25 protein-coding genes and 5 tRNA genes are annotated in these 24,846 nt (G+C 74.5%); 15 read left to right on the top strand and 15 right to left on the bottom strand.

Annotation, left to right across the window (positions count from 1 at the left end; all coding sequences use genetic code 11):
• The first annotated feature begins 502 nt into the window (after positions 1-502).
• Positions 503-793, top strand: a complete 291-nt coding sequence (locus K1J57_RS18310) for a PGPGW domain-containing protein (protein ID WP_220559772.1) — start codon at positions 503-505, stop codon at positions 791-793.
• A 201-nt stretch (positions 794-994) separates the two neighbouring features.
• Here the strand turns inward: K1J57_RS18310 and K1J57_RS18305 are convergent.
• Positions 995-1,068 (bottom strand) — tRNA-Val (locus K1J57_RS18305).
• 485 nt (positions 1,069-1,553) lie between these two features.
• Between K1J57_RS18305 and K1J57_RS18300 the strand changes: the two genes are divergently transcribed.
• Positions 1,554-1,976: an SsgA family sporulation/cell division regulator gene (locus tag K1J57_RS18300; protein WP_220559771.1), complete on the top strand. Its 423-nt coding sequence runs from the start codon at positions 1,554-1,556 to the stop codon at positions 1,974-1,976.
• A 99-nt stretch (positions 1,977-2,075) separates the two neighbouring features.
• Here K1J57_RS18300 and K1J57_RS18295 read toward each other — a convergent pair whose 3' ends face one another.
• Entirely contained in the window at positions 2,076-2,918 is an 843-nt protein-coding gene (locus K1J57_RS18295; RefSeq protein ID WP_220559770.1) for an aminotransferase class IV, read from the bottom strand.
• Positions 2,919-3,305: 387 nt separating this feature from the next.
• Here K1J57_RS18295 and K1J57_RS18290 point away from each other — a divergent pair, with 387 nt between their 5' ends.
• From K1J57_RS18290 to K1J57_RS18265, 6 genes are all read left to right on the top strand, one after another.
• Positions 3,306-3,737: a roadblock/LC7 domain-containing protein gene (locus K1J57_RS18290; protein WP_017546789.1), complete on the top strand. Its 432-nt coding sequence runs from the start codon at positions 3,306-3,308 to the stop codon at positions 3,735-3,737.
• 162 nt (positions 3,738-3,899) lie between these two features.
• A tRNA-Gly gene (locus K1J57_RS18285) sits at positions 3,900-3,975 on the top strand.
• 68 nt (positions 3,976-4,043) lie between these two features.
• A tRNA-Gly gene (locus tag K1J57_RS18280) sits at positions 4,044-4,116 on the top strand.
• Positions 4,117-4,167: 51 nt separating this feature from the next.
• A tRNA-Cys gene (locus K1J57_RS18275) sits at positions 4,168-4,242 on the top strand.
• Between the two features lie 19 nt (positions 4,243-4,261).
• Positions 4,262-4,335: transfer RNA gene (locus tag K1J57_RS18270), tRNA-Val, on the top strand.
• A gap of 208 nt (positions 4,336-4,543) precedes the next feature.
• Positions 4,544-5,581: a CPBP family intramembrane glutamic endopeptidase gene (locus K1J57_RS18265; protein ID WP_220559768.1), complete on the top strand. Its 1,038-nt coding sequence runs from the start codon at positions 4,544-4,546 to the stop codon at positions 5,579-5,581.
• Positions 5,582-5,656: 75 nt separating this feature from the next.
• Here K1J57_RS18265 and K1J57_RS18260 read toward each other — a convergent pair whose 3' ends face one another.
• Positions 5,657-6,592, bottom strand: coding sequence for an aldo/keto reductase family oxidoreductase (locus K1J57_RS18260; RefSeq protein ID WP_255646418.1), 936 nt, complete (start codon positions 6,590-6,592; stop codon positions 5,657-5,659).
• A 154-nt stretch (positions 6,593-6,746) separates the two neighbouring features.
• On the opposite strand from K1J57_RS18260, the gene K1J57_RS18255 reads away from it, so the two are divergent.
• Complete coding sequence (locus tag K1J57_RS18255) at positions 6,747-7,094, top strand: UBP-type zinc finger domain-containing protein (protein WP_220559767.1); 348 nt, start codon at positions 6,747-6,749, stop codon at positions 7,092-7,094.
• 3 nt (positions 7,095-7,097) lie between these two features.
• On the opposite strand, the gene K1J57_RS18250 is transcribed toward K1J57_RS18255, so the two are convergent.
• Positions 7,098-7,625 (bottom strand): potassium channel family protein, encoded by a 528-nt coding sequence (locus K1J57_RS18250; protein WP_220559766.1) that lies wholly within the window; start codon positions 7,623-7,625, stop codon positions 7,098-7,100.
• A 42-nt stretch (positions 7,626-7,667) separates the two neighbouring features.
• Positions 7,668-8,228, bottom strand: coding sequence for a PadR family transcriptional regulator (locus tag K1J57_RS18245; protein WP_220559765.1), 561 nt, complete (start codon positions 8,226-8,228; stop codon positions 7,668-7,670).
• A 136-nt stretch (positions 8,229-8,364) separates the two neighbouring features.
• On the opposite strand from K1J57_RS18245, the gene K1J57_RS18240 reads away from it, so the two are divergent.
• Together K1J57_RS18240 and K1J57_RS18235 are read left to right on the top strand one after the other, a co-directional pair.
• Entirely contained in the window at positions 8,365-8,760 is a 396-nt protein-coding gene (locus K1J57_RS18240) for a nuclear transport factor 2 family protein (protein ID WP_220559764.1), read from the top strand.
• 49 nt (positions 8,761-8,809) lie between these two features.
• The gene (locus K1J57_RS18235; protein WP_255646417.1) at positions 8,810-9,655 is read left to right on the top strand and encodes an NAD-dependent protein deacetylase; all 846 of its coding nucleotides are present in this window, start codon (positions 8,810-8,812) and stop codon (positions 9,653-9,655) included.
• Positions 9,656-9,676: 21 nt separating this feature from the next.
• On the opposite strand, the gene K1J57_RS18230 is transcribed toward K1J57_RS18235, so the two are convergent.
• On the bottom strand, positions 9,677-10,651 hold the full coding sequence (locus tag K1J57_RS18230; protein WP_220559763.1) for an alpha/beta fold hydrolase: 975 nt from the start codon (positions 10,649-10,651) through the stop codon (positions 9,677-9,679).
• A gap of 199 nt (positions 10,652-10,850) precedes the next feature.
• Between K1J57_RS18230 and K1J57_RS18225 the strand changes: the two genes are divergently transcribed.
• Positions 10,851-11,474, top strand: coding sequence for an RNA polymerase sigma factor (locus tag K1J57_RS18225; RefSeq protein ID WP_220559762.1), 624 nt, complete (start codon positions 10,851-10,853; stop codon positions 11,472-11,474).
• On the top strand, positions 11,471-12,592 hold the full coding sequence (locus tag K1J57_RS18220) for a CU044_5270 family protein (RefSeq protein WP_220559761.1): 1,122 nt from the start codon (positions 11,471-11,473) through the stop codon (positions 12,590-12,592). Before K1J57_RS18225 ends, K1J57_RS18220 begins: the two co-directional genes overlap by 4 nt.
• Before the next feature lie 44 nt (positions 12,593-12,636).
• Here K1J57_RS18220 and K1J57_RS18215 read toward each other — a convergent pair whose 3' ends face one another.
• The 5 genes from K1J57_RS18215 to K1J57_RS18195 form a co-directional block, all read right to left on the bottom strand.
• Complete coding sequence (locus K1J57_RS18215) at positions 12,637-13,878, bottom strand: cytochrome P450 (RefSeq protein ID WP_220559760.1); 1,242 nt, start codon at positions 13,876-13,878, stop codon at positions 12,637-12,639.
• Positions 13,875-15,242 carry an ATP-binding protein gene (locus K1J57_RS18210; protein WP_220559759.1) on the bottom strand — a complete coding sequence of 456 codons (1,368 nt, stop codon included), beginning with the start codon at positions 15,240-15,242 and terminating at the stop codon, positions 13,875-13,877. Before K1J57_RS18210 ends, K1J57_RS18215 begins: the two co-directional genes overlap by 4 nt.
• A gap of 260 nt (positions 15,243-15,502) precedes the next feature.
• Positions 15,503-15,889, bottom strand: coding sequence for a hypothetical protein (locus tag K1J57_RS18205; protein WP_220559758.1), 387 nt, complete (start codon positions 15,887-15,889; stop codon positions 15,503-15,505).
• On the bottom strand, positions 15,886-16,956 hold the full coding sequence (locus K1J57_RS18200; RefSeq protein ID WP_220559757.1) for a serine hydrolase: 1,071 nt from the start codon (positions 16,954-16,956) through the stop codon (positions 15,886-15,888). The genes K1J57_RS18205 and K1J57_RS18200 overlap by 4 nt, the downstream gene beginning before the upstream one ends.
• A 19-nt stretch (positions 16,957-16,975) precedes the next feature.
• Complete coding sequence (locus tag K1J57_RS18195) at positions 16,976-17,482, bottom strand: helix-turn-helix transcriptional regulator (protein ID WP_220559756.1); 507 nt, start codon at positions 17,480-17,482, stop codon at positions 16,976-16,978.
• A gap of 205 nt (positions 17,483-17,687) precedes the next feature.
• Between K1J57_RS18195 and K1J57_RS18190 the strand changes: the two genes are divergently transcribed.
• Positions 17,688-18,221, top strand: a complete 534-nt coding sequence (locus K1J57_RS18190) for a hypothetical protein (protein ID WP_220559755.1) — start codon at positions 17,688-17,690, stop codon at positions 18,219-18,221.
• Positions 18,222-18,371: 150 nt separating this feature from the next.
• On the opposite strand, the gene K1J57_RS18185 is transcribed toward K1J57_RS18190, so the two are convergent.
• On the bottom strand, positions 18,372-20,168 hold the full coding sequence (locus K1J57_RS18185; protein ID WP_220559754.1) for a long-chain fatty acid--CoA ligase: 1,797 nt from the start codon (positions 20,166-20,168) through the stop codon (positions 18,372-18,374).
• A 97-nt stretch (positions 20,169-20,265) separates the two neighbouring features.
• Positions 20,266-20,718: a carboxymuconolactone decarboxylase family protein gene (locus K1J57_RS18180; protein ID WP_220559753.1), complete on the bottom strand. Its 453-nt coding sequence runs from the start codon at positions 20,716-20,718 to the stop codon at positions 20,266-20,268.
• A gap of 282 nt (positions 20,719-21,000) precedes the next feature.
• Here K1J57_RS18180 and K1J57_RS18175 point away from each other — a divergent pair, with 282 nt between their 5' ends.
• Positions 21,001-22,353, top strand: a complete 1,353-nt coding sequence (locus tag K1J57_RS18175) for an MATE family efflux transporter (protein WP_255646416.1) — start codon at positions 21,001-21,003, stop codon at positions 22,351-22,353.
• A 172-nt stretch (positions 22,354-22,525) separates the two neighbouring features.
• On the opposite strand, the gene K1J57_RS18170 is transcribed toward K1J57_RS18175, so the two are convergent.
• Complete coding sequence (locus tag K1J57_RS18170) at positions 22,526-23,287, bottom strand: response regulator (RefSeq protein ID WP_370634438.1); 762 nt, start codon at positions 23,285-23,287, stop codon at positions 22,526-22,528.
• An 8-nt stretch (positions 23,288-23,295) separates the two neighbouring features.
• Positions 23,296-24,675, bottom strand: a complete 1,380-nt coding sequence (locus K1J57_RS18165) for a sensor histidine kinase (protein ID WP_255646415.1) — start codon at positions 24,673-24,675, stop codon at positions 23,296-23,298.
• Between the last annotated feature and the right edge of the window lie 171 nt (positions 24,676-24,846).

Here is a 24,846-nt window from a genome sequence, read left to right as displayed (position 1 = left end):
GGAACGGCGTTCCACCTCGCGGTATACGGCGTATGCGCAGAAGGGGGCGGGGGTTTCCCCAGGGAATTGGGAGGCGTCGGGAACCGGCCTGCCGACACGATCGTTCCCCCTGGAGATCGCATGATTCGGACTCGGGTGTCGCCGTGTCCGAGGGACCGTAACAGGAGGCCCGAGCCGGGACGACCGTGCAGGGCACTCGGTGGGGCACCCGCGGGCAAGACGAATCTGTCACGAATTGTCAGGTTTTCAGCGAGTCGTCCACAGGTTCGCCGAGGGCCATTGATCCCCTTCCGGGGATCGGTGACAATCAGCAGACATCCGACCACCGTCCCAGTCGACCCGAATGCACCCACTCGCTTCGACCGAATACCGTGAGCGCATGTCACCGAGCCCACCGAACGGACCATCGACCCCGGAGACATCCCCCAGCACGTCCCGCAGCAGTCGCCGCGCCCGCGTGTGGCGGCGCACCAGGGCACGGCTCCGCCTCTTCCGCAGGCGCATGCACACCCATCCGGTGCTGCACCTGCCCTGGCGCATCCTCGTGGGCACGGCGGGCGCCCTGATCATCCTCGCCGGCCTGCTGATGATGGTGGCCCCCGGACCGGGGGTCGCGGCGGTCATCCTCGGCCTGGTGGTGCTCAGCACCGAGTTCCTGTGGGCCCGGAAGGTGGTGCGCCCGGCCCAGATCTGGTTCCACCGGGCGGAGCGGTTCGGCATGCGGCTGCGGGCCGAGGCGATGAGGCGCTACCGCGCCCGCCGGGAGCTGCGGCGCAAAAGACTCGCCGGGTGAGCGCGCCCGTCCGCTGAATCGAAGGGCCCGCACGGGCCCTTCGCCGCGTCCGGCGCGGCCGAAGCACCCGGAGGGGCCGCGTCCCGAGCGGGGACCGGTCGCGGCCGCCGACTCGTGCGCCGGGGTCCTCTCCGGCCTGAACGGCGAAACGGCCCCGCGCGGGGGCCGAGGCCTCCGAGCAGAGCCGTTCCGTGAAGCGAGTGGGCGATACAGGACTCGAACCTGTGACCTCATCGGTGTGAACGATGCGCTCTAACCAACTGAGCTAATCGCCCGAGAACCGCGGTGTTCCGCCGTTTCGGTGTCCGCCCTGTCGTTCGGACAAGGAAAACTCTAGCGCATCCCGGAGGGTGGTCGCTCCACCCCGGATCCCTCCCTCCGATACCCCCTGTGACCGAGGTCACATTACGCTACCGTCGGGTTCATGGCAGAGTCACCCGTCGGGCGTGCATCCCCACAGATAGAAGGAGTTCACGGCCCGGTGGGCGCCCTGCGCGACCCCGTATAGCGCAGTCTTCGTGACGCGGGCCACCCGACATTGGGAAATCTTTGGTTTCTCCTGGTCATTACAGTGACGAAGGATCGCGGAGCCGCCGAGCGGCGCGCCGCGCCCGCAGGGCGGGCGGCGAGACCTCCGGTCCGATCGAAGAAAGTCCCCGTACTCACGTCATAGTCCGCGAGCGACCCCGTTGGAGCGAGTGAGACGGCACCGACCCGCACCGCCGCAGGCGAGGGCCGGACGAGAAAAGGTTTGGCGAACATGAACAGTAGCGACACCACTGCCACCGCCGAGCTGGGCCTTCGGCTCGTGGTTCCCGAGCGCACCGCGGTTCCCCTGGTCGCACGGCTCGACTACAGCGCGGAGGACCCGTACGCGATCCGCGTGGCCTTCCACACCGGCGAGGAGGACCCCGTCGAGTGGATCTTCGCCCGTGAGCTCCTGACCGTCGGCATCGTCCGCCCGGTCGGCGAGGGCGACGTCCGCGTGTGGCCCTCCAAGGACGAGCACGGCGAGCGCAACGTCTGCATCGCGCTCTCCTCCCCCTTCGGGCAGGCCGAGTTCGACACCCAGGTGTCGCCCCTGGCCGAGTTCCTCCACCGGACCTACGAGATCGTCCCGGCCGGCCAGGAGGCCCAGTTCGTGGACCTCGACGAGGAGATCCAGCAGCACCTGGCCTCCTAGGCCCGCGGGCCACGGGGTCGCACGGTCACAGCACCGCACAGTCCAACAGCAGGGGGACGGCGCCGAGCGCCGTCCCCCTTCGTGTGTCCCGCGGGTCCGTCACGGGTCCAGGTCGGCCGCCGCGCGCTCGGCGAACACCTTCATCGCCTCCAGGGTGACCGGCCCGGGGGCCTGCGACACCTCCAGGTCGCCGATGCCGAGGACCGGCTGCACGTCGCGGCCGGTGGAGGTCAGGAACGCCTCACCGATCTCCGGCAGGCGCTCCATCGGCACGTCCTCCTCCTCGCCGCCGTACCACTCCAGGACGAGCTCGCGAGTGATGCCCGCCAGCGGGCCCGCGGACAGCGGCGGGGTCACCAGGCGGCCGTCCAGCACCACGAAGATGTTGCTGCCGGTGCCCTCGCACAGGTTCCCCGAGATGTTGCGGAAGACCGCCTCGCTCGCCCCGCGGGCCTTGGCGTAGGCCAGGGCGCGCACGTTGTCGGCGTAGGAGGTGGTCTTGAGCCCCGCCAGGGCGCCGAACTCGTTGCGCGGCCAGGGGGCCAGGGCGACGTTCGTGTGCGGGGGGATCGGCGGGAAGGGGCCCAGCGCCACGATCATGGTCTGCTCGCCGACGGACCGGTCCGAGCCCAGCGGGCCGGCGCCGTCCGTCACGGTGATGCGCACCCGGGCGTCGGAGAGCTCGGGGTTGGCGGCCACCGCCTGTTCCACGCCCGAGGCGACCAGGTCCAGGTCGGGCGTCTCCATGCCCAGCCCCTCGGCGGAGCGGGCCAGGCGGCGCAGGTGGCGGGTGAGCGCGAACGTGCGGCCCTGCCGCGCCCGAACGGTCTCGAAGACGCCGTCGCCCACGGTGATGCCGTGGTCGGCCACAGGAATCCGCGCCTCGGCCGCGTCGACGACGGTGCCACGGCCGTAGCCGGCCCCGGCGATCCACACCCTCATTGTCCCAACCCCCACGCTTCTCGGGTGCCCGGACGGGCCCGGGCCGCGGCACGATCCTCCCACCTCAGGGGCGGCGGCGACGCCCGGGTGCCTACCGGCAGCCCGTCGGGCTTGGCAAGGGTCATGACCGGCACCGGCCGTGGTCCGGTTCTCCAGGTCCGTTCATCATCGCATCGTGACTGGTCAGGCGCACACCGAAAAAAGGCGGCCCGGTCCCCTGACGCCCGGAGGGCCGAAAAGATAAGTTACGAATGGCTATCATCTGGGCAACGCTTATGCGGGACCCGGCGGTGACCGGTCGTGCTCTCCCCCCTCGGACGACCGTCCCGCGGCGCACGGGCCCCGCAGGTCCCCTGACCGCTCCGACCCGACAGAGCAAAGAGAGACATGACCCCACCGAGCACCGCCCGCGGAGAACTCAGCTGGCTGCTGGACGACCTCCTCACCCGGGCCTCCGGAACGCAGCACGCCATCGTCCTGTCCACCGACGGACTCCTCATGGCGACCTCCAGTGGTCTGGACCGCCCGGCCGCCGAACACCTGTCGGCGATCGCCTCGGGCCTGCACAGCCTCGCCGGAGGGGCCAGCAAGCAGTTCTCCGCGGGGAACATCCGCCAGAGCATCATCGAGATGGACCGCGCGTTCCTCTTCGTCGCCGCAGCGGGCGAGGGGGCGTGCATGGCCCTGATGTCGGACTCCGACAGCGACGTGGGCCTGATCGCCTACGAGATGAACAAGGTGATCGAGAGGGTCGGCCAGTACCTCTCCGCACCGCCCCGGCCCGACATGCCCTCCACCCCGGCACACGTCGAGAAGTGACCTCCCCCGCCGCCGCGGCGGGCCGCCCGCCGGCCCTGCCACGGCAGGGGGCCCGGGCGCGTCCGGGCCGCCGATTTCGCGCTCGGCCCGGAATCCGCTAGAGTTCTTAACGCAGCGAGCGGGGCGGACCGGCACGACCGGGAGGCCCGCGGAACTCGCCGCGCGGACGTGGCTCAGCTGGTAGAGCATCACCTTGCCAAGGTGAGGGTCGCGGGTTCGAATCCCGTCGTCCGCTCCAACGGTCCGACTCGGCCACCGCGAGGTGGCGGAGTGGGACCGGCCCCGGGACCCGGTCCCGGAGCACACGCGGACGTGGCTCAGCTGGTAGAGCATCACCTTGCCAAGGTGAGGGTCGCGGGTTCGAATCCCGTCGTCCGCTCGGAGAGGCCCGCATGGGTGTCCACAAGGCGGCTCCCCCATGTCGTTTCCTGGCGGAGTGGCCGAGTGGTTGAGGCAAGGGACTGCAAATCCCTGCACACGGGTTCGATTCCCGTCTCCGCCTCCATGCACCTCATCTCCCATGAGGGCGGTTAGCTCAGTTGGTTAGAGCGCTACCTTGACACGGTAGAGGTCACAGGTTCGAATCCTGTATCGCCCACGCCCGGCCCGCACGGACGTCGCACAGCGACACCGTGCGGGCCTTCTGCTTTTCCCGGGAGGGTCCTCTCCGGGGCCGTCCGGGGGCCGTCGCCGGGGCGGGGCCCGGGGCGATGACAGATGTCATCGGTGGGGGCGTGCGAATCACAGGGGAAACCGGTGATGGCCGCCTCTGCCGGGCGCTGCGGCCCCCTCGTTAGGTTCGGGGTATGAACAGCGACGACCACCTCCACCCCTCCCCGACCGCGCGGCCGACCGACGCGCCGCCCGCCCCCGCACAGGAATCCGCCCCCGTCCCGCCGCCCGCCCCGCGTCGCCGCGGACCGCGGCCGGTCCCCGAGGGGGTGCCCTACCACCGTGTCCTGGCCGGGGAGAAGCGCGGCGTCTGGCGCGGCATCCTCGCGATCGTGCTGCTCGTGGTCGGGATGCTGCTGTTCAGCACCGTCCTCTCCTTCCTGGCCGTCGCCGTCGACATGCTGACGGGCAGGACCGACCCGACGTCGGGCGAGTTCGAGCTCACCCCGCTGCTCAACGCCTCGGGCCTGCTGGCGATGGCGCTGCTCACCCCCTGGAGCATGCTCGTCCAGCGGTGGCTGTACGGGGTGAGGGGCGCGTCCCTGCACTCGGTCCTGGCGCACTTCCGGTCCGGGCCGTTCACCCGCTCCCTGCTGGTCATCGGCCCGATCTGGGTCGTCTACATGACCGCCTTCTCGTTCGTCACGCCCTACGAGGAGGGCGTCTGGTCGACCACCGACCTGTTCCTGAGCTTCGGCATCATCATGCTGCTGGTGCCGCTCCAGGCCGCCGGCGAGGAGTACGGCTTCCGCGGGCTGATCTTCCGGGTCGCCGGGAGCTGGAGCCGCGGCCCGCGTGCGGCCCTGGCCATCGGCGTCACCGTCTCCAGCCTGGTGTTCATGGCGGCGCACTTCGCGGCCGACCCGTGGCTCAACCTCTACTACTTCACGTTCGGCGCCACCCTGGCCCTCATCACCTGGCGCACGGGCGGGCTGGAGGTCGCGATCGTCATCCACGCGGTGAACAACACGCTCGCGTTCCTGATCTCCGTCCTCACCCACTCCGACCTCGCCGCCGGGTTCGACCGCTCGGTGGGCACCGGGTCCGCGATCATGCTCGTCCCCTGCGTCCTGCTCGTCGCCGTCACGGCGGTGGTGTGGTGGCGCACCCGGCGGACCGGGCCCGCGCTGACCCCCGCCGGGCCCCGGCCCGGCCAGGTCCCCGCGGCCTGACGCCCGGCGTCCCGGGACCAGTCGGCGGGGGCGGCACGGCGTGCCGCCCCCGCCTTCCCCGTGTCCGCGCGGGCGTCAGGGGACGCGGTGGCCCGCGGCGCGGAACAGCTCGTACCACTCCGGGCGGGTCAGGGGCAGGTCCGACCCCCGGGCCGCCCCGGTCACCCGCTCGGGGGTGGTGGTGCCCAGCACGACCTGCATGCGGGCGGGGTGGCGGGTGATCCAGGCGGTGGCGACGGCCACGGGCGGCACCCCGTACTTCCCGGCGAGCCGGTCGATGACGGCGTTCAGCTCCGGGTACTCGGGCGAACCGAGGAAGACCCCGTTGAAGAACCCGGCCTGGAACGGCGACCACGCCTGGACGGTGATGTCGTGCAGCCGGGCGTGGTCCAGGACACCGCCGCCGTCCAGGGTGGCCGACTGCGGTTCCCCGAGCATGTTGGAGGCCACCCCCTGGGCGATGATCGGGGCGTGGGTGATCGACAGCTGGAGCTGGTTCACCACGATGGGCTGGCGCACGTACCGGCGCAGCAGGTCGATCTGGCGGGGCGTGTGGTTGGAGACCCCGAAGGCGCGGACCTTCCCCGCGGCCTCCAGTTCGTCGAACGCCCGGGCGACCTCCTCCGGCTCGACGAGGGCGTCGGGCCGGTGCAGCAGCAGGATGTCGATGCGGTCGGTGTCCAGGGCCCGCAGCGAGCCCTCCACGGACCCGACGATGTGCTCGTACGAGTAGTCGAAGTACGGCCCCTCCGGGACGATGCCGACCTTGGTCTGAATGGTGAGGGCGTCGCGCTCGGCCGGGGTGAGGCGCATCGCCTCGGCGAAGCGGCGCTCGCACTCGTGCAGGGTGCGGCCGTAGATGTCGGCGTGGTCGACGAAGTCGATGCCCGCCTCCCGGGCGGTGCGCACGAGGGTGCGGATCTCGTCGTCGGTCCTGTCCGCGATGCGCATGAGGCCGAGCACGACGTTGGGGGCGGTGATGTCCGTCCCGGGCAGGGTGAGGGTCTTCACGGGTTTCCTTTCGATCCGGCGGTCACGACGTTAGGAGCCCGGACCGGGGGAAGTCCAACGGGGGTGTCCGGCGGCCGGGCCGCCCCGGGCGCGTCGGCTGACACGGCGGCGGCGCATCCTCCCGGAACGGGCGGTCGGCGTCTACCGTGGGCCCATGAGCGAATCCGAGATCGACACCTCCGCCCCGCCCAGCGGCCCCGGCTGCCAGGAGTGCCTGGCCGGTGAGGGCTGGTGGTTCCACCTGCGCCGCTGCGCGGCCTGCGGGCACGTGGGCTGCTGTGACAGCTCCCCGGGGCAGCACGCCACCCGCCATTTCGAGGAGACCGGGCATCCGCTCATCCAGAGCTACGAGCCGGGCGAGGCGTGGTTCTACGACTTCCGCAGCCGGGAGGCCGGCGACGGCCCGGAGCTGGCGGAGCCCACCTCGCACCCCGCGGACCAGCCGTCCCCGGGGCCGGAGGGCCGGGTGCCCGCCGACTGGACGAGGCGGCTCCACCGCTGACCCTCAGCCGTCCCCCGGGCGCCCGCGGGCCTGGAGGCGTACGGCCACCAGGCGTACCGCGGCCGCGATGACCCCGGCGTTGAAGAGCATCTGGACGATGAGCAGTGCGCGCGCCCACTGGCCCTGGGCGTGGATGTCGCCGAAGCCGATGGTGGCCAGTGTGGAGAGGGCGAAGTAGAGGGCGTCGGTCCGGGTCTCCAGTCCGCTGAACTCGTCGGGACGGGTCAGCGCCAGCCCGTGGTCGGCCAGGGCGAAGAGCGCGATCCCGGAGGCGGCGAGCAGCACCGGCGGGCGCAGGGGCAGCGCGGCCGGGTCCTCGCGCGCCTGGAGCCGGGCCGCACGGGCCACCAGCAGGGTGATCAGTCCGACCCCGAGGACCAGTCCCGTCCAGCGCAGCCCCAGCTGCCAGGCCGGGCCGGTGCCCTCCAGGGGTACGAGGTAGTACAGCGCGCCGATCAGGAGCACCTCCCCCGCGAGGGTCGCGTGCTCCCACCGGCGCCGGGACGGGCTCCGCCCGCTCACGAAGGCCATGACCCACAGTCATAGCACGGACACGGCGGGCTTTCCCGGTGGTCAGCGCAGGGCCGCGCGGCGCTCCAGGATCTCCAGCACCCGTTCGTACCAGCGCAGGTTCTCCTCCTCCAGGGCGATGCCGCGGAGCAGGGTGAGGTAGGGGCCGATCCGCTCGGCCCGGGCCAGGTGCTCCTCCTCGCCGCGCCCCTGGAGCAGGCGCTCGCGCAGGCGCAGGTAGTGGCCCAGGCGGGCGCTGGACCAGGCGGTGCGCTCGGTCACGGCGGTGCGCACCGCGTCGGTGTCGCCCGCGTCCACCGCCTGCACCTGGACCATGAGCTCGTCGCGGATGGCGATGTGCCGCGGCGGGCGCTCGGTGAAGGCCCGCAGCTCCGCGTGCCCGTGCCCGGTGAGGGTGAAGACGCGCTTGTCGGGTCTGCGCTCCTGGCGGACCACGGTCGCCTCGATGAGGCCCTCGCCCTCCATCCGCTCCAGCTCCCGGTAGATCTGCTGGGGGGTGGCCATCCAAAAGTTGCCCACCGAGGAGTCGAAGACCTTCGTCAGGTCGTACCCGGAGGCCGGCCCCTCCAGTAGGGCGGCCATGACGGCGTTGCGCAGTGCCATCCGGTCACTGTAGCGCCGGGCCCGCCGCCGCGCCGTCGGCCGGCCGCTCCGCGCGAACCGCACCCGTGTACAGGCCGCGCGGGAGCTGTTAGCCTCCCGTCCACCTACTCAATTTTTTGAATAAGGAGTGTGCGCCATGGGGACCTTCCGCGAAGCAGTCGAGGCCCGGGACCCCGACGCCGTCGCCGGCCTGCTCGCCGACGACGTCGTCTTCACCAGCCCGGTGGCGTTCAGACCCCACCACGGCAGGGCCGTCACGGCCGCGATCCTGCGCGCGGTGCTGGAGGTGTTCGAGGACTTCCGCTACGTCGGCGAGTACACCTCCGACGACGGCCGCGAGCACGTGCTGCGGTTCCGGGCCTCGGTGTCGGGCAGGGAGGTGGAGGGCTGCGACCTGCTCCACTACGCCGACGACGGCCGGGTCGACGCCCTCACCGTGATGGTCCGCCCGCTGTCGGGCCTCCAGGCCCTGGCCGACGCCATGAACGCCCGGTTCGACCGGATCCGCGAGGAGGCCGCGTCCGCCGGGTGAGGGCGGGAGGGCGTCGCCCCCGGCGGGCGCGGCGCCTACCCTCGAAGGCGTGACGAACGCACTCGCGACGACCGACCCCGCGACCGCGGCCGACCGGATCCGCCGGGTCCTGGGGGACGGCCCCGTCCTGGCCCTGACCGGGGCCGGCATCTCCACCGACTCGGGCATCCCCGACTACCGGGGGCCCGGCTCGCCGCCCCGCACCCCCATGACGTACCAGCAGTTCGTCGGCGACCCGGCCTTCCGCCGCCACTACTGGGCGCGCAACCACGTCGGCTGGCGGCACGTGCACCGCACCCGGCCCAACGACGGCCACCGCGCGCTGGCGAGGCTGGAGGCCGCGGGGGTCGTCTCGGCGGTCATCACCCAGAACGTGGACACCCTGCACGAGGCGGCGGGCAGCCGCTCGGTGATCGACCTGCACGGCCGCTACGACCGGGTGGTGTGCCTGGAGTGCGCCGCGGTGATCCCCCGCGACCGGCTGGCCGAGCGGCTGACCGCGCTCAACCCCGGCTTCACCGGCGGGGTGGACGACGTCGAGATCGCCCCCGACGCCGACGCGGCGCTGTCGGCCACCGAGGGCTTCCGGGTGGCCGACTGCGCCGACTGCGGCGGCATGCTCAAGCCCGACATCGTCTACTTCGGCGAGAACGTGCCCCCCGCTCGGGTCCGCCGCGGGTACCGGCTGGTGGAGGAGGCCGCCGCGCTCCTGGTCGTCGGCTCGTCGCTGACCGTCCTGTCGGGGCGGCGGTTCGTCAAGGCGGCCGCCGACCGCCACCTGCCGATCGTCATCGTCAACCGGGGCGCCACCCGCGGCGACGCGCTGGCCGACCTCACCGTCGACGCGGGCTGCTCGGAGGTGCTCACCGCCCTGGCCGACTCCTACACCGGCTGAGGGCGCGGCGGGGCCGGGGGCTCAGTCGAGCCCGGCGAGGAACTCCAGCAGGGCCGCGTTGACCTCCTCCGGCCGTTCCTGCTGCGTCCAGTGGCCGCAGCCCGGCAGGGTGACGTCCCCCCGCAGGTCCGGGACGATCGAGGTGAGCGCCGCACGCAGCTCCGGGACCCCGCGCATGGCCAGGACCAGGTCCATCGTGCCCACCATGTACAGCCCGGGCACGTCGATGGTGCGCCCTCGGAAGGGGGACATCAGCCCCTGGTTGGCCTCGATGTTGCGGTACCAGTTCAGCGGCCCGGTGTAGGCGTGCTCCTTGTGCAGGGCGTGCTCGCGGGCGAAGAACCGCACGGCGTCCTCGGTGAGCCAGCCGGGCAGCGTCTCCGGTTCGGGCAGGCTGTCCACGGCCGTCGTCCCCTCGGGGATCATCCACAGCCCGGGCTCGTCGACGCCGGGCTTGTCGCCGGAGCCACCCGCCAGGAGCCGCCGCAGGAACCGGACCGGGTCGGCGGCCATCTCCGCGTCGGCCCGGCCCGGCTCCTGGAAGTAGACCTGGTAGTAGCCCTCGCCGTAGAGCTTCCGCGTCACCGAGGGCGGCGGCATCATCGCCGGGGGCGCCGGCGGCACGCTCAGGCCGACCACCCCGCGCACCAGGTCCGGGCGCATGAGCGCGGTGGCCCAGGCGACCGGGGCGCCCCAGTCGTGGCCCACCACGACGGCCCGCTCCTCCCCCAGCGCGTCGATGAGCGCGACCACGTCGCCCACCAGGTGCGGCAGCGAGTAGTCCGACACCTCCTTCGGGCGGTCGCTGCGGCCGTACCCGCGCTGGTCGGGGGCGACGACCCGGTATCCGGCCTCGGCCAGGGCCGTGAGCTGGTACCGCCAGGAGTACCAGCCCTCGGGGAACCCGTGCAGGAGCAGGACCAGCGGCCCGCTCCCCTGCTCCGCGATGTGCAGTCGGACTCCGTTGACCCGGATGTCCCTGTGCGCCATGTCCACCGTCCGTTACTCGGTCGATCGGGGGGGTCACGGCCACGCTACTGTGCGGGCCGCCGCTCCGTCCGCCCCGCCGGGCGACACGGAGCGAACGTTCTCGGACACGTCGGCGGATGCCAGAGGAAAAGGGACCCCGGCGGTAATCCCGCCCGCCCCGCCGAGGACTACTTCCCCGAGAGTCCGATGACGGCGAAGGAGACCGATGAGGACCGACAGGGCCGATGCCCCGCCCACCGACCGGTTGGCGGATCTCTACGACCGATATCACGCCAGGATCCTGGCGTTCTGTCTCCTGCGCGCGGACGAGACGGTGGCCGAGGAGGTGGCCAGTGAGACGTTCGTGATCGCCTGGCGCAAGCTGTCCGCCCTCCCGGACCCGCCGCTGCCCTGGCTGTTGGGCGTGGCCCGCAACCTGCTGCGCAAGCAGTACGGCGCCCGGATGCGCCGGGAGACCCTGCTGCGGCGGCTGGCCGAGCTGGCCGACCGGCGCGACGAGCAGGAGTGGGACGTCGCCGAGCGGTTCGTGTTGCGCGAGAGCGCCGTCCGGGCCCTGAGCGAGCTGTCCGAGAAGCACGTGGAGGCGCTGACCCTCGTCGCCTGGAACGGGCTCTCCCCCGCCGAGGCGGGACGGGTGGTGGGCTGCTCGGCCGGGACCTTCTCGGTCCGCCTGCACCGCGCCCGCCGCGCACTGCTCAAGGAACTGGAGGCCCTGGAGGGCTCCGCGGCCCGCCGGGGGCGGGGGCGCGGCTCCCCCGATCCGCGGCCGCCCGGCCCCCGCACCCCCGACCACACCATCGTCCGCACCGTGCACCAGGAGGCCCGATGATCCAGGAAGACATCCTCGACACCGTGTCCGCGCTGGAGCCCCCGGCCCTGCGCGAGCGCGCCGAAGAACTGAGCCGGGCGAACCGGGAACAGGTCCTGGCGCGGGCCCGGGCCGCGGGCGGCCGGCGCGCGTTCCTGCGTGCCGCCGCCGACCGCCGCTGGCGGCTCCCGGTGACGGTGGGCGCGCTGGCCACCGCCGCCGCGGTCGCCGCCGGACTCTTCGTGTACTCCCCGGAACGGCTCGTGGTCCCCGGTGAGCCGGGCGGCGCCGACGTGCAGAACAGCGGCACGGAGGCCCCCGCCTACGCGGACGCGCGGGAGCTGCTCGCGGCCGCCGCCGAGGCGGCCGCGGCGCAGGAGGAGGAGCAGGGCGGCTTCTGGTACGTGCGCACCCGCAACCACCGCCCGGCGGGCCCGCTGGACTACGGCCAGGCCGAGTACACCGCCCTCCAGACCTTCACCGAGGAGGAGTGGGTCGAGTTGGGCGGCGGGTTCCGGACACTGAACAACCTCAACCTCCGCACGGAGACCACCTTCCCCAGCGAGGCGGACGAGAGGGCGTGGGAGGAGGCCGGGTCCCCCGAATTGGACCACACCACCCCGATGAGCACCGCGTACCGGGGCGAGGGCGTCAACATGCTGAACCTGAGGGTCTCCGAGCTGCCGCGGCTCCCCGGGGACGCGGAGGGGCTGGAGGTCCTGCTGCGTGAGCAGTGGACGGCGGAGGTGGAACGGGGAGGCGAGCCCGGGCAGGGGACGGAGGAGCACTTCGACGCCTACCTGAGGGAGGCCTTCGCCGACCTGGCCACCTCCCCGGTGCGCGGCGACACCCGTGGGGCGCTCTTCACCGTGGCGGCGGGGCTGGAGGGGATCCGGCTGGTCGGGCCGGCCGAGGACCCGCTCGGGCGGGCGGGCTACAAGGTGGCGGTCCCCTACGCGCTCGCCCCCCAGGACGAGGAGCTGACGACCTACTGGATCATCGACCCCGGGACCGGCACCCTGCTGAGCGAGCACCGCGCCGGCGGCGAGGTCTGGGTGGCCTACGAGGAGGCCGGTTTCGTCCAGGAGATCGGCGAGCCGGCGGTGCCCGTCGACTACCAGGACCTGCGCGGGGAGTGACCCCCGGTCCGCCCCCCGCTTCCCCAGGGGGGCGGACCGGGGCGTCACCGCGGGCGGGGTGTGAAGGCCACCGGGAGGCGGTCCGGGCCGCCCGCCCACGGTGAGGGCCCGCGGTCCGGTCCGGACGGGACCGCCCGCAGGTCCGGCAGGTGCTCCAGAGCGGTCTCCACCGCGGCGGCGGCGATCGCCGCCGCGACCCCGGGCGCGGGGTGCGGACAGCCGCGCTCCCCGTGGCCGAAGAAGACCCGGGGCCGCTCCCGCGCGGTGCGCGGCGCGTCGCGGCCCGCCGCAGCCAGCCCCAGCACGAGCAGGTCGCCGCGGCGGATCCGGCGGCCGCCCAGGTCGCAGTCCTGCACCGCCCAGCGGCCCGCCGTGTTGCGGGCGGGGGTGTCCCGCCACAGTGTTTCCTCGAGGAACCCCGGGACAGTGGTCCGCCCCGCGGCCAGCGCCGCCGCCGGGCCGTCGCCGGCCAGGGCCAGGCGCAGGGCGCCGGCGATCCAGTCGCCGGTGGTGGCCTGGCCGTGGACCAGCGCCAGGAGCAGGTCCAGGGCGGGCTCCCCCGGGTCCGCCGGCGTCCGGCGGGCGGCCAGCAGGGAGAGCGGGTCGGCGCGCGGCAGGCGGCGGCGGTCCAGCAGCAGCTCCGTGAGGCGGGCGTGCAGGCGGCGGCGGGCCGGGACGGCCCCCGGACCGGGGTCCGCCGCGGCGACCAGGTCCGCGAACGGGGACGGGTCGTCCCCCGGAGCGCACAGGCGGGCGAACACGCGCGCCGGGACGTGCCGGGCGTAGTCGGCGACCAGGTCGGCACTCCCCGCGGCGGCGAAGGCGTCGATGCGCTCCAGGCAGACCCGCACCGCCAGGTCGCGCAGGTCGGTCCCGTCGACGGCGGCCAGGGCGTCGCCGACCGCGTCGGCCCGGTCCCCGCCGTCCTCGCCGAACGGCACCGGCGCGCACAGCACGTGTTCGAGTACCGGGTGGTCGGCGCCGACCCGGTCCCAGAGGTTCCACCGGCGGTGGTCCCGGGAGAACCATTCGGGCCGCCCCATCACCTGCCGCAGCTCGCGCACGCCGGAGACGAACCAGGCGGGGACGTCCCGCTCCAGCAGGACCGGGGCGACCGGGCCGAGCGCGCGCAGGCGGGCGTACAGGCCCGGGACGTCGCGGCGGACCCCGTCCCCGTACAGGCGGGGCGCGTCGGCGTGGTCGGGAGAGGGCGGCGGCGGGCCGCCGCTCGCCGGGACCGGGGTGTCGGGCGCCTTCCGCCACCGGAACGGGTCGTCCGCGCTCACGAGGCGATCCCCGCGCCCGCGGTCACCGGGCCGGCCGCCGCGACCAGGGTCCGCGGGACCAGGACGCCGACCCTGAGCCCGCCCTGCGCGGAGGCGCCGAAGTCCACGGAGAAGCGGTGGCGGGCCGCGATGAGGCCGACCACGGCCAGCCCGGTGCGCTCCCCGTCCAGGGTCTGGAGTCCCCCCGGGGAGTCGATGCGGGCCCGGGCGGCCTCGCGTTCGCGGCGGCGCATCCCGGGGCCGCCGTCCTCGACGCTCAGGAGGACCCCCTCCTCCCCCTCCTCGGCCCGGACGAGCACCTCGGTGTCAGGTCCGGAGAAGGCGGCGGCGTTGTCGAGCAGCTCGGTCAGGACGCGGGCCAGCGGCTCGGCGGCCTGGCCGAGGACCTCCACCCCCTCGGCGCCGCGGGCGCGCACCCGCCGGTGGGCGCCGATGCGCCGGGTCGCCCGGCGCAGGACCTCGGGCAGGGGGACGGTCCCGGTGTCGCGGCGGCCGAGGCCGCCGCCCGCGAGGGTGACCAGGGTGTCGGCGGTCCGGACGGTGCGGGCCAGGACCCGGCCCGCCTCCACCAGGTCCTCGCGGACCTCGGGCCGGTCGCCGTGGGTCTCCCGCAGGGTGTGCAGGTGCTCGGCGGCGGTCTCCAGCCCGGCGCGCAGGCGGGCTCCGCAGGCGGCGGTGGCGGCCAGCGCGGTATCGGTGCGGCGGGCGGCGGTCAGCAGCTCGTCCCGGACGTGGTCGCACAGCCGGGTCAGGGCGTCGTCGATGGGCTGGTGCCCGCTGGGCGGGGGCGGCGGGTCGGCGGCCTCGGCGGCGGCGCGGCGGTCGGCGCGGATGCGGGCGGTCAGCAGCGGCAGCCAGGTGCGGTCCAGGTCGGTGATCCGCCGTTCGCAGCGGGCGATGAGCGCCCGGGCGTGCTCGGCCCGGCGGGCGGCCAGGTCGAGTTCTCCCCCGGCCGCGCGCAGCAGCCGGTCCAGTGCCGCGTGCCGGACCGGGGGGTGCGCGGCCAGGACCTCCCGGACGGTGCGCCCGGCGCGGACGCCCTCGGCCAGGGCGGGCAGGAGGTGGTCGGCCAGCAGCGCGGCCTCGTGTTCGAGGGTCTCGCCCGCCGCCTGGGCCCGGATACGCCCGTCCCGGACCACGTGGACGGTGGCGGCGCGGTGGGCGGCCACGGCGACGGCCGCGCACAGGGCCGCGCCGAACGCCCCGGCGGCCGCGGCGACCAGGGGGCGGTCCCGGACGCCGACCGCGGCCACCGTCCACGCCCAGGCGGGGACGACGAGGACGGCGGTGGCCAGGAGGGCGATGAGGGCCTGGTGGGCGGGGTGCACGGAGGTCCGGGTCCGGTCGCGGGAGTCGGTCGGCATGGGGTCCTCGGGTCGAACGGAAGGGGGTCCCGCCGCGCGTTCGACGGGCCACGGCGCTCGCCGGGAACGCGCGGTCGGACGATTTTCACGTTAGACCACATTCGCGTTCGGCGCGTGGCTTACAAAAAGGAATCCCCGCCGAAAAAGCGGGATTCCCCCAGGTCGGCACGTACCTTGATCACCGAATTCGCCATTTGTCAGGACAATGCATTCACCGGTCGAGGCATCGTCCCGTCGTCCCGGATTCCCCCCGGCCCTTTTCAGGGCAGGAACAGGGCGAGCGCGCAGACGAGCGCCGCGGCCAGCGCGGTGTTGCCGATCGCCGAGGCGCGGCGGCCGGGCGCCCCGGCGTCCTGCCCGCGGGCGGGCAGGCCGGGCAGGCGCAGCACGACGAGGGCGACCGCCGCGGCGGTCAGAGCGGTCAGCAGGTACCACAGGGCGACCGGGACGGCCGTCCAGGTGACGGCGACCAGGCAGATGGGGACGAGGAAGGCCAGCGAGGCCGTGCGGGACAGCGCGTCCCAGCGGTCGGCGAGACGGCGCCCGCCCGAGCCCGGGCGGGCGGCCAGGACGAGGGACACGGCGGCGACGGCCCACCAGAGGCAGAAGAAGGCGCTGATGACGACGGCGACCGATTCGGTGTTCACGACCACTCCTTTCCGGTGAGCAGCTCGACGGCCTGCCCCTCCACCTCGGCGGTGGTGTTGGAGAGCACGACGACCGCCCGGCCGGCCTCCCGGTCCAGGGCCAGCATGGAGGTGAACCCTCCGGTGCCCCCGTTGTGCCAGGTCACCTCGGTGCCGTCCACGTCGGTGGCGACCCACGCGTAGCCGATGCGGTCCTCGCCGTCCGGCCAGCGCGGTTCCAGGGCCGCCGCACCGGGCGCGGTGCCGTCCAGCAGCGCGCGGGCGAACCGCTCCATATCGGCCGGGGTGGAGCGGACGCCGCCGGTGGGGGCGTAGGCCATGGCGAGCCAGGGGGCGGCGGTGCGGCCCTTCGCGGTGTGTCCGAGGGTCGCGCCGGCGGGCAGGTCCGCCTCGGTGCGGGGGAGGTACGTGTCGTGCATGCCGAGCGGGTCCAGCAGGCGTTCGCGCAGCAGGTCCGGGTAGTCGGCCCCGGCCGCCTCGGCCAGGGCCAGGCCCAGCAGGGCGAAGCCCAGGTTGGAGTAGCGGGACTCGCCCCGGTCGGTGAGCTCGGCGGCGCGCGCCTGGTCCAGCAGGGCGGCCTCGTCGTAGCGGTAGGGGTCGCGTCCCAGGAAGTTGGCGGCGATCGCGGCGTTCACGACGTCCCGGAACCGGGAGGGGAGCCTGGGCAGCCCGGAGCGGTGGGAGGCCAGTTCGGCCAGGGTGACGTCGGCGGCCGGGGCGTCGCCGAGGTCGAGCAGGTCGCCCAGCCGCGTCTCCTCGGCGACCTCGCCGCGCTCGATCGCGTCGGCCAGGAGCAGGGCGGTCATGGTCTTGGCGATGGAGCCGACCTCGAAGTCGGTGTCGGCCCCGCCGCCGAAGTGGGCGGCGGCGGTGTCGGCGCCGTCGACCTCGACGACGGCGAGCAGGTCGCGGGGGCCGTCGGCGTACAGGTCACGGGCGCGGTCGAGCAGGTCCGGGTCACCGGTCCCGGCGGCGGAGAGCGTCGGGACGCGCGGGGCGACCGCGACGCCCAGGGCGATGACCAGGAGCGCGGCCAGGAGGGCCGCCACGGCGGTGCGGGTGTGCACGGGCCACCTCTCTCTCGGGTCAGACGGCCCCGCCCGCGGCGGTGAGGATCACCAGGAGCGGGACGAGGCGTTCGGGAGGGACTGCGTAGCGGCCGCGCCGGACGGTGACGAGCCATCCGGCGGCGGCCAGCAGGTTGACGTGGTGGTAGATCTGGCCGGTCGTGCCGAAGTCGGAGCGTTCGGCCAGGGCGGCGACGGTGTCGGTGCCCTGCCAGACCGCCTGGAGCAGCTGGAGGCGGACCGGGTGCCCCAGGGCGTCCAGCGCCCCGGCGCGGCGGGACCAGTCCTCCGCGGCCAGCCGTTCCGCGGGCAGGCCCTGCTGCCACTCGACGGCCTCGGGGCCCGAGCCGACGACCCCGGCGAAGACCACGCCTCCGGCTCCGGTGACGCGCCGCTTCAGGGCGTCCAGGGCGAAGAACGGGTCGCCGTCGGCCTCCGGCGCGGGCCCGGCCGTGCCGCGTGCCTCCAGCGCGGCGATCCTGGCCTCCAGGTCGGCCAGCCTGCGTTCGGTCGTCTCATCTGCCACACCCGGACCATACCAGGAAATCCGTAATTACGTAATTCCGTAGAAACGCGAGGGCACGTCCGGCTTTGCCGGATGCGGGACGACCGCTGGCGTTCCGCTGACCCGGACCGGCAGATCATGAAGGGGCGGAGCGCGTCCCGCGTCTTCCGTGCACGTCCGAGGGGCCGGGGCCCGGACCGTCGCGCCCGGTCGGGGAGGAGACGAGATGCGTGGAGATTCACCCAACGGATGGCAGTTCTTCGCCGCGACCCTGATGATCGTGATCGGGGCGGTCAACATCATCCAGGGGCTGGTCGCCCTGTTCACGCCGGAGTTCTACGTGGTCGGCGACACGCAGATGCTCGTCATGGGCTACGGCGCCTGGGGCGTCCTGCTCGGCCTGTGGGGCGTGGTCCTGGTGGCCTCGGGGCTGTCCCTGCTGTCCGGCAGCACCTGGGCCCGGGTCTTCGCCATCGTGCTGGCCTGCCTCAACGCCCTGGCCCAGCTGGCGTTCGTCATGGCCATGCCGGTGTGGTCGATGGTGGCCATCGCCATCGACATCCTGGTGATCTACGGCCTGACCGCCGGGTGGCCCAGCAGGGCCGCCCGGGAGGGCTCCGGAACGTCGGCCGGGATGAGCGCCGCCGAGCAGGAGGCCTACCGGAGCGGCTACCAGGCCGCGCACGAGGCGCCCCGGCCCGCGCGGGCCCCGGAGCAGACCGCCGGGCACCCGACCGAGCGCGGCCGGCCCGCCGGCTGAGCCCGGACCGGCCGGGCACCGGACGGCCGAGAACAGGCAGGCCCAGCGGAACACGGACAGGAGGGGCGCCCCGGACGGGGCGCCCCTCCCGCCTGCTCCCGCCGGTTCCGCCCGGGCCCCGCAGGCGCGGGGCCGCGGCGGAGAGCGGCGTCAGTCCCGGTAGAGGGCGTCCAGCTCCTCCGCGTACCTGTCCCGGATGACGCGCCGCCGGAGCTTGAGGGAGGGGGTGAGCTCACCGGTGTCCGGGCCCCACTCCCCCGCCAGCACGCGGTGGCGCTTGACCTGCTCGGCCCGGCTCAGCCGGGCGTTGGCCGCGGCGACGGCGCGCTCCAGCTCGGCGTTCACCTCCGGATGGGCGACCAGCGCGTCCCAGTCCCCGCCGGTGTCGATGCCCCGGGCCGCCGCCCACACCGGGGCGACCTCGCGGTCGGGCACCACCAGGGCCACCAGGTAGGGCCGGCCGTCCCCGTGGGCGTAGACCTGGCCGACCAGCGGGTGCTCCTTGAGGGTGTTCTCCACCAGGGCGGGCGAGACGTTCTTGCCCCCGCTGGTCACGATGATCTCCTTCTTGCGGTCGATGATCCACAGGTGGCCGTCCCCGTCCAGGCGCCCGACGTCGCCGGTGGCGAACCAGCCGTCGGCGTCGGTGGCCGGCCGCACCGCGCCCCCGGCGTCCACGTACCCGTCGAACACCGTCTCGCCGCGCAGCAGGACCTCGCCGTCGTCGGCGACCCGGACCTCCACCGTGGCGAGCGGGCGCCCCACCGAGCCCAGCCGGAACCCGGCCGTCGGGGTGTTGACGGTGGCCACGCCCAGGGATTCGGTCAGGCCCCAGGCGTCCATGACCGGCACGCCCAGGCCCGCCCAGAAGCGGACGACCTCCTGGGGCATCGGGGCGGAGGCGCTGGAGGCCCACACCACGCGGTCCAGCCCGACCTTCTCCAGGAGCGGGGTCAGCGCGAGGCCGCGGACCGCCGCGAACCGTTCGGCCAGGTCCGGCGGGACCGGCTCGCCGCGCTCCAGACAGGCGGTGTGCTCGGTGGCCACCGCCATGGCGGCCTCGATCCCCGCGCGCTGCTCCTCGGGCAGCCCCGCGATGCCCGCCCGCAGCGCCGAGGCCAGCTTCTCCCACACCCGGGGCACCCCGAAGAACTGGGGCGGGCGCACGTGCCGCAGCACCTCCACCAGCCGGGCCGGGTCGTCGCACATCCACACGTGGGAGGCGCGCAGCAGCGGCAGGTACAGGCCCAGGACGCGCTCGGCGATGTGGGCCAGCGGCAGGTAGCAGATGTGGGCGGCGTGCTCGGGCAGGTCGATGAGGGAGTCCAGGGCGGCCAGGTTGGCGAGCATCCGCCGGTGGGTGACCGCCACGCCCTTGGGGTCGCCGGTGGTCCCGGAGGTGTAGACGACCGTGAGCAGGTCATCGGGCTTGAGGTCGTGGCGGCGCCCGAACGCGTCGCCCTCGGGGGTGGCGGCCAGGGCGGCGTAGTCGAGGTGGCCGCGGCCGGGGTCGGCCCCCGAGACCACGACCAGGGACTCCAGCGCCGTGCCCGGGTCGGTGGCCAGGGGTTCCCAGGCGGCCGCGACGGCGGCGTCCTCCACGACCGCGAGGCGGGCCCCGCTGTGCCGGGCGATGTAGGCGATCTGCTCGGGTGCGGCGGTGCCGTAGACGGTGGTGGGGACCGCGCCGATGTGCACCAGCGCCAGGTCGGAGAGCCAGTGCTCGGGCCGGTCGCCCATCATCAGCAGGGCGCGGTCGCCCGGGGCCACGCCGAGCGAGGCGTAGCCCTGGGCGAGGCGGGCGACGGCCGCGTTCACCTCGGACCAGGTGAGGGTCTCCCAGTCGGCACCGGAGCGCCAGGACAGGGCAGGCAGGTCGGGGTGGACGGCGGCGTTGTGTTCGAGGAGGTGCGCGAGGGTGTGGTCAGGGGAGACGGCTGGGGGCACGAAGGGCTCCTGACGGTCGTCACTGCACTCAGATGTGATCTAGAGCACAGGCGAGCGTAACACCGGGCCCCCTCCCCGGACAGACCCCGAACGGCACTCAGCCCCTGCGGGGTCGCGGGTGCAGCTGCGAGGTGACCGCCAGCCGGTTGTAGAGGTTGATCATCGAGATCGCGACCTCCAGGGCGGCCAGCTGCTTGTCGTCGAAGTGCTCGGCCGCCTCCGCGTAGACCTCGTCCGAGACCCCGCGGTCGCCCAGGCGGGTCATCTCGTCGGTGAGGGCCAGCGCCGCGCGCTCGGCCGGGGTGAAGTTCTCCCCCGCCTCGTACCAGGCCGACACCAGGAAGAGGCGCTGCTGCGACTCGCCCTCCTTGAGCGCCCGGCGGGTGTGCAGGTCGACGCAGAACGAGCAGCCGTTGAGGACCGAGGAGCGCAGTTTCACCAATTCGAGCAGGGTGATGTCGAGGTGCTCGGCGACGAGGGCGTCGACCTCGTCGAGTTTGGAATAGATCTCCGGGACCTGCTTGGACCACACGATGCGGTTCTGGGACACGGGGCTCCTCCTCGGTCGGGGCGGGCCCGCATGGCCCGCACTACCGGCAACGTACTCGACGACGCGGCTCTTCCCGGGGTCGGGGCCGCCCTTTCCGGCACCGCGGGCCGCGCGTCGGCGGGGCTGCGGACGCCGTTCGGCACCGAACGGCGGGAGGCCTTTTTCAGAAGAATCGCCGCCGTGATGGAGAGGACTTTTATCGACACATTCTTCCGGAGCCTCCAGAAAAAGGGTGCTACGTTTTCCGGGACCCATCGGGAACCACCCCGGGAGGCCCCCGCCGTGACCACGGAACCCCCGACCGCGTCCGAACAGGCCGACTCCCCCGCACCGCTGGGACGGACCGCGCTGCGGTTGGGGGGCAAGGCGTTCCCCCTGTACTGCTCGATGCTCGCCGGGACCGCCGGGAGCATGGTCACGGTCGGCGTGATCGGCAACACCGCCACCGCCGACCTGGCCGCCTACGCGCTGCTCATCACGGTGTTCAACCCGCTGCTCATGGTGGTGCAGGGGGCGCTGCGCGGGTCGATGCCGTTCATCGCCGAGAACGGGGACGACCCGGCCGCGCTGGCGCCCGTGGTGGGCGACTCCACCTGGCTGGCCCTGCTCATGGGCGGGGCGGGCGGGGCCGTCCTGGCCCTGGCCCCGCTGTGGGCACGGGCGATCGGGGTGGCCGGGCCGACCCTGGCGGCGCTGGGCGTGCTGCCCGCGGTGCTGGCGGGTCTGGCCCTGGTGGCCTCCGCGCTCAAGGCATCGGTGACGGTGCTGCTCATCGGCCTGGGGCGGAACCGGTCGGTGATGCTGCTGAGCCTGGTCAACACCGGTGTGGCGGTGACCGTCACCCCGCTGCTCGTGCTGGGCGCGGGACCCGTCCCCGGGCTGGGGCTGACCGGGGCGGCGCTGGCGCTGTTCGCGGACGGCTGCCTCATGGCGGCGCTGTTCCTGTACGTCTCGCGCCGCCGGACCGTGCTGCGCGGACACCGGGTGGGGACGGGCGCGCCCGAGTGGGCGGGTGTCGTGAGGATCGCCCGGGTCGGGCTGCCCACCGGGGCCACGCTGCTCATCAAGTTCGGGGCGCTGAGCCTGCTGGGCCTGGTGGTGGCCCGCATCGGCACGGAGCAGGCGGCCGCGCACCAGGTGCTGGTTGTCATCGCCAACCTGCTGTTCCTCCCGGCGGTCGCGGTGGGCCAGTCCGGCATCCCGTTCACGGTCCGGGCCGCCAAGCGGGGGTCGGTGGCGGGGGTGCGCCGTCCCGTCACCGCCGGGTACCTGGTGGCGGTGCCCGCGGTGGCGGTCGGCCTGGTGCTGCTGTGGGCGTCGGGCGGGTCCGTGGTGGGGGTGTTCACGCCCGACCCGGAGGTGCGGGAGGCGGTCGTCGCGCTGCTGCCGGTGCTGGCGGCGGCGGTGGCGGCCGACGCCGTGCAGTCGCTGCCGGGGATGGGGCTGCTGGGGCTCAAGCAGGCGCGGTACTCGATGTACACGTTCGCGGTCTGCTACGGGCTGCTGTGCCTGGCGGCGGCGCCCGCCGCCGCGCTGGGCGGGCTCGCCGGGGTCTGGACCGCTTACGCGGTGGCCAACGCCGGCCTCGTCGTGGGCCAGACCGCGGCTTTCCGAAGGCGGTCCGCCCACCTCTGAGGGGCCGCCCCCGGCCTCCACCGGAACGGGCCGCGGCCAGGGAGGGCCGCTGCCGGAACGGGCCGCCACCAGGGCGGAGCAGGGGCGGGACAGGTCGCGGTCCGGGGCCGCCGCCGGGGGGCGCCATCAGGGCGGTACGGGGTCAGGGGACCGCCGTCAGGACGGATCGGGGTCAGGGCAGGTCGGGGTCGCGGGCGTCGTGGGCGAGCAGCGCCAGCGGCACCCGCCCGGCCAGGTCGAGTTTGGTGAGCGCGCTGGAGATGTGCGCCTTCACCGTGCCCAGCGACATGTGCAGGGCTCGGGCGATCTCGGTGTTGGACAGCCCGGCGGCGACCGCGTCGGCCACCTCGCGCTCGCGGACGGTGAGCAGGGCCAGCCGCTCCCGGGCGGCGCGGCGGCGCTCGGCGTCCCGTCCGCCCCCGGGGCCCGGCCCGGCCGATCCGCCCCCGGCGGCATCGCCCGGGCCGGCGCCGCCGTCCCGGGTTCCGGTACCGGGCCCGGTGCCGGCCGCGACCCGGTCCATGAGGGCGCGGGCGACGGCGGGCGAGAGCACCGGCTCACCGGAGGCGGCCCGGTGCACCGCCTCGACGATCCTCTCCGGCTCGGTGTGCTTGAGCAGGTACCCGGCGGCCCCGGCGCGCAGCGCCCGGGCGACGGTGTCGTCGGCGTCGAAGGTGGTCAGCACGATGACCTGGGGGTCGTCGGCGCCGCCGGTGCGCAGCGCCCGGGTGGCGGCGATCCCGTCCATGCCCGGCATGCGCACGTCCATGAGCACCACGTGGGGCCGGTGCTCGGCCACCGCGGCGACCACCTGCTCCCCGTCGGCGGCCTCCCCGACCACGGCCAGGCCGGGCGCCCCGGAGAGCATGATCCGCAGCCCGGTCAGCACCAGCGGGTCGTCGTCGACCAGGAGAACGCGCACGGGTGTGTCCACGCCCCCCACTATCGCACCCCCGGGGCGCGGGCCGCGGAGCCCGCCGGGACCGGTGGGCGGGCGGGCTCCCCCGGGGCCGCCGTCCCGGATGGTCGCGGGGCCGGAGCGCCCTCGGGCCAGGGCAGCTCCGCGTCCAGGCGGAAGGCGCCCCCGTCGGGCCCGTGGGCCAGGGCGCCGCCGTCGAGGCCCACGCGTTCGGCCAGGCCGGTGAGCCCGGCGCTCGCCCCGGGGATCTCGGACACGGCCACCCCGACCGGCAGCGGGTTGCGCACCGACACCGCCAGCCCCCGCCCCGGACCGCCGTGGACCCGCACCTCCACCCGGGCCCCCGGGGCGTGCTTGCGGGCGTTGGTCAGCCCCTCCTGCACCACCCGGTAGGCGCTGCGGCCCACCCGGTCGGCGAGGACGGCGCCCTCGGGCAGCTCCACCCGGGCGGTCACGCGCTGCCCGGAGTCGGCGGCCTCGCACAGCAGCCGGTCCAGGTCGGCGAGGGTCGGCTGGGGTGGGGCGGTGCCCTCCTCCCCCGGTCCGCCGCCGTCCCCGTCCCGGGCGGTGTCGGCGGCGCGCAGCACCGCCAGCACCCCGCCCAGCTCGTCCAGCGCCCGGTGGGCGTTGTCGCGGATGACCTGGACGGCCGCGCCGAGCTCCTCGGCGGTCGGCGGCGGGGCCTGGCCCTGCTCGCTCTGGCGGACACGGTAGGCCAGGGCCCCCGCGTGCACCGACAGCAGGGACATCCGGTGGGCGAGGACGTCGTGCATCTCGCGGGCGATGCGCCGGCGCTCGTCCGCGCGGGCCTCGTCCAGCCTGCGGTCCCGGTCGGCGCGGGCGCGCAGCACGTCCTCGCGCAGCCGCTCGACCAGCCGGAGCCGGGACTTGATCGCCAGCCCCCAGCCCAGGCAGCCCGAGAGCAGGAGCACGGTGACCGCGATCGCGAAGGAGACCTGGTGGCCGGGGACCAGGAGCAGGAACCAGGGCAGTCCGACGAGCAGGGTGCCCGCCACGACCGCGGCCGCCTGCCACCAGGGACGGCGCGCGGCGAGCCCGATGAGCGCGATGACCAGCGCCACCACCGAGGCCGAGGACACGGCCGAGATCAGCCCGACGGCCACCGCCGTGCCCAGGGGGTGCCGGGGCCGCGCGAGCAGCGCCACCGAGGCCGCAGCGCCCAGGGCCACGTCCACGCCCCTCAGCCACGGGGGCACATAGGAGTTGTACCCCGCCGCGTACAGGAGGGCGTACAGCACGGCCCACACCAGCCCGGCGGCGACCGCCACCACCGTCCGCCAGGTCACGCCCCACCGGCCGGGCCGGACACCGCGGTGCTCCGCGCTCCCGTCCTCCCCGGTCCCGCTCCCGGTCCCGTCGCCCGCCATCACGCCCCCCGTCACCGACGTCCCTTCCAGGGTAGGCCGGGGGCGGGCGGCGGCACCTCGGCCGAAAGGCCGATCCCGCGGCCCGGGGTGGTCGGCGCGGATGTCGGCCGATCGGCCGATGTGCGGCCCCGCCCCGCGGCGGGACGATCGGTGGCATGGTGAACGACGCTGTGCCGACAGACGCTG

The sequence above is a fragment of the Nocardiopsis sp. MT53 genome (assembly GCF_019598965.1).
GTDB lineage: Bacteria > Actinomycetota > Actinomycetes > Streptosporangiales > Streptosporangiaceae > Nocardiopsis > Nocardiopsis changdeensis.
The sequence above is the reverse complement of the archived record's forward strand: the minus strand, read 5'-3'. Positions and strand labels throughout refer to the sequence as shown.

Coding starts and splice junctions, on each gene's coding strand:
- K1J57_RS18190 (WP_220559755.1), top strand. CDS start 17,688: ATGCGTGGAGATTCACCCAACGGATGGCAGTTCTTCGCCGCGACCCTG.
- K1J57_RS18250 (WP_220559766.1), bottom strand. CDS start 7,625: ATGGCCTTCGTGAGCGGGCGGAGCCCGTCCCGGCGCCGGTGGGAGCAC.
- K1J57_RS18245 (WP_220559765.1), bottom strand. CDS start 8,228: ATGGCACTGCGCAACGCCGTCATGGCCGCCCTACTGGAGGGGCCGGCC.
- K1J57_RS18210 (WP_220559759.1), bottom strand. CDS start 15,242: ATGCCGACCGACTCCCGCGACCGGACCCGGACCTCCGTGCACCCCGCC.
- K1J57_RS18225 (WP_220559762.1), top strand. CDS start 10,851: ATGAGGACCGACAGGGCCGATGCCCCGCCCACCGACCGGTTGGCGGAT.
- K1J57_RS18310 (WP_220559772.1), top strand. CDS start 503: ATGCACACCCATCCGGTGCTGCACCTGCCCTGGCGCATCCTCGTGGGC.
- K1J57_RS18295 (WP_220559770.1), bottom strand. CDS start 2,918: ATGAGGGTGTGGATCGCCGGGGCCGGCTACGGCCGTGGCACCGTCGTC.
- K1J57_RS18300 (WP_220559771.1), top strand. CDS start 1,554: ATGAACAGTAGCGACACCACTGCCACCGCCGAGCTGGGCCTTCGGCTC.
- K1J57_RS18265 (WP_220559768.1), top strand. CDS start 4,544: ATGAACAGCGACGACCACCTCCACCCCTCCCCGACCGCGCGGCCGACC.
- K1J57_RS18290 (WP_017546789.1), top strand. CDS start 3,306: ATGACCCCACCGAGCACCGCCCGCGGAGAACTCAGCTGGCTGCTGGAC.
- K1J57_RS18240 (WP_220559764.1), top strand. CDS start 8,365: ATGGGGACCTTCCGCGAAGCAGTCGAGGCCCGGGACCCCGACGCCGTC.
- K1J57_RS18220 (WP_220559761.1), top strand. CDS start 11,471: ATGATCCAGGAAGACATCCTCGACACCGTGTCCGCGCTGGAGCCCCCG.
- K1J57_RS18255 (WP_220559767.1), top strand. CDS start 6,747: ATGAGCGAATCCGAGATCGACACCTCCGCCCCGCCCAGCGGCCCCGGC.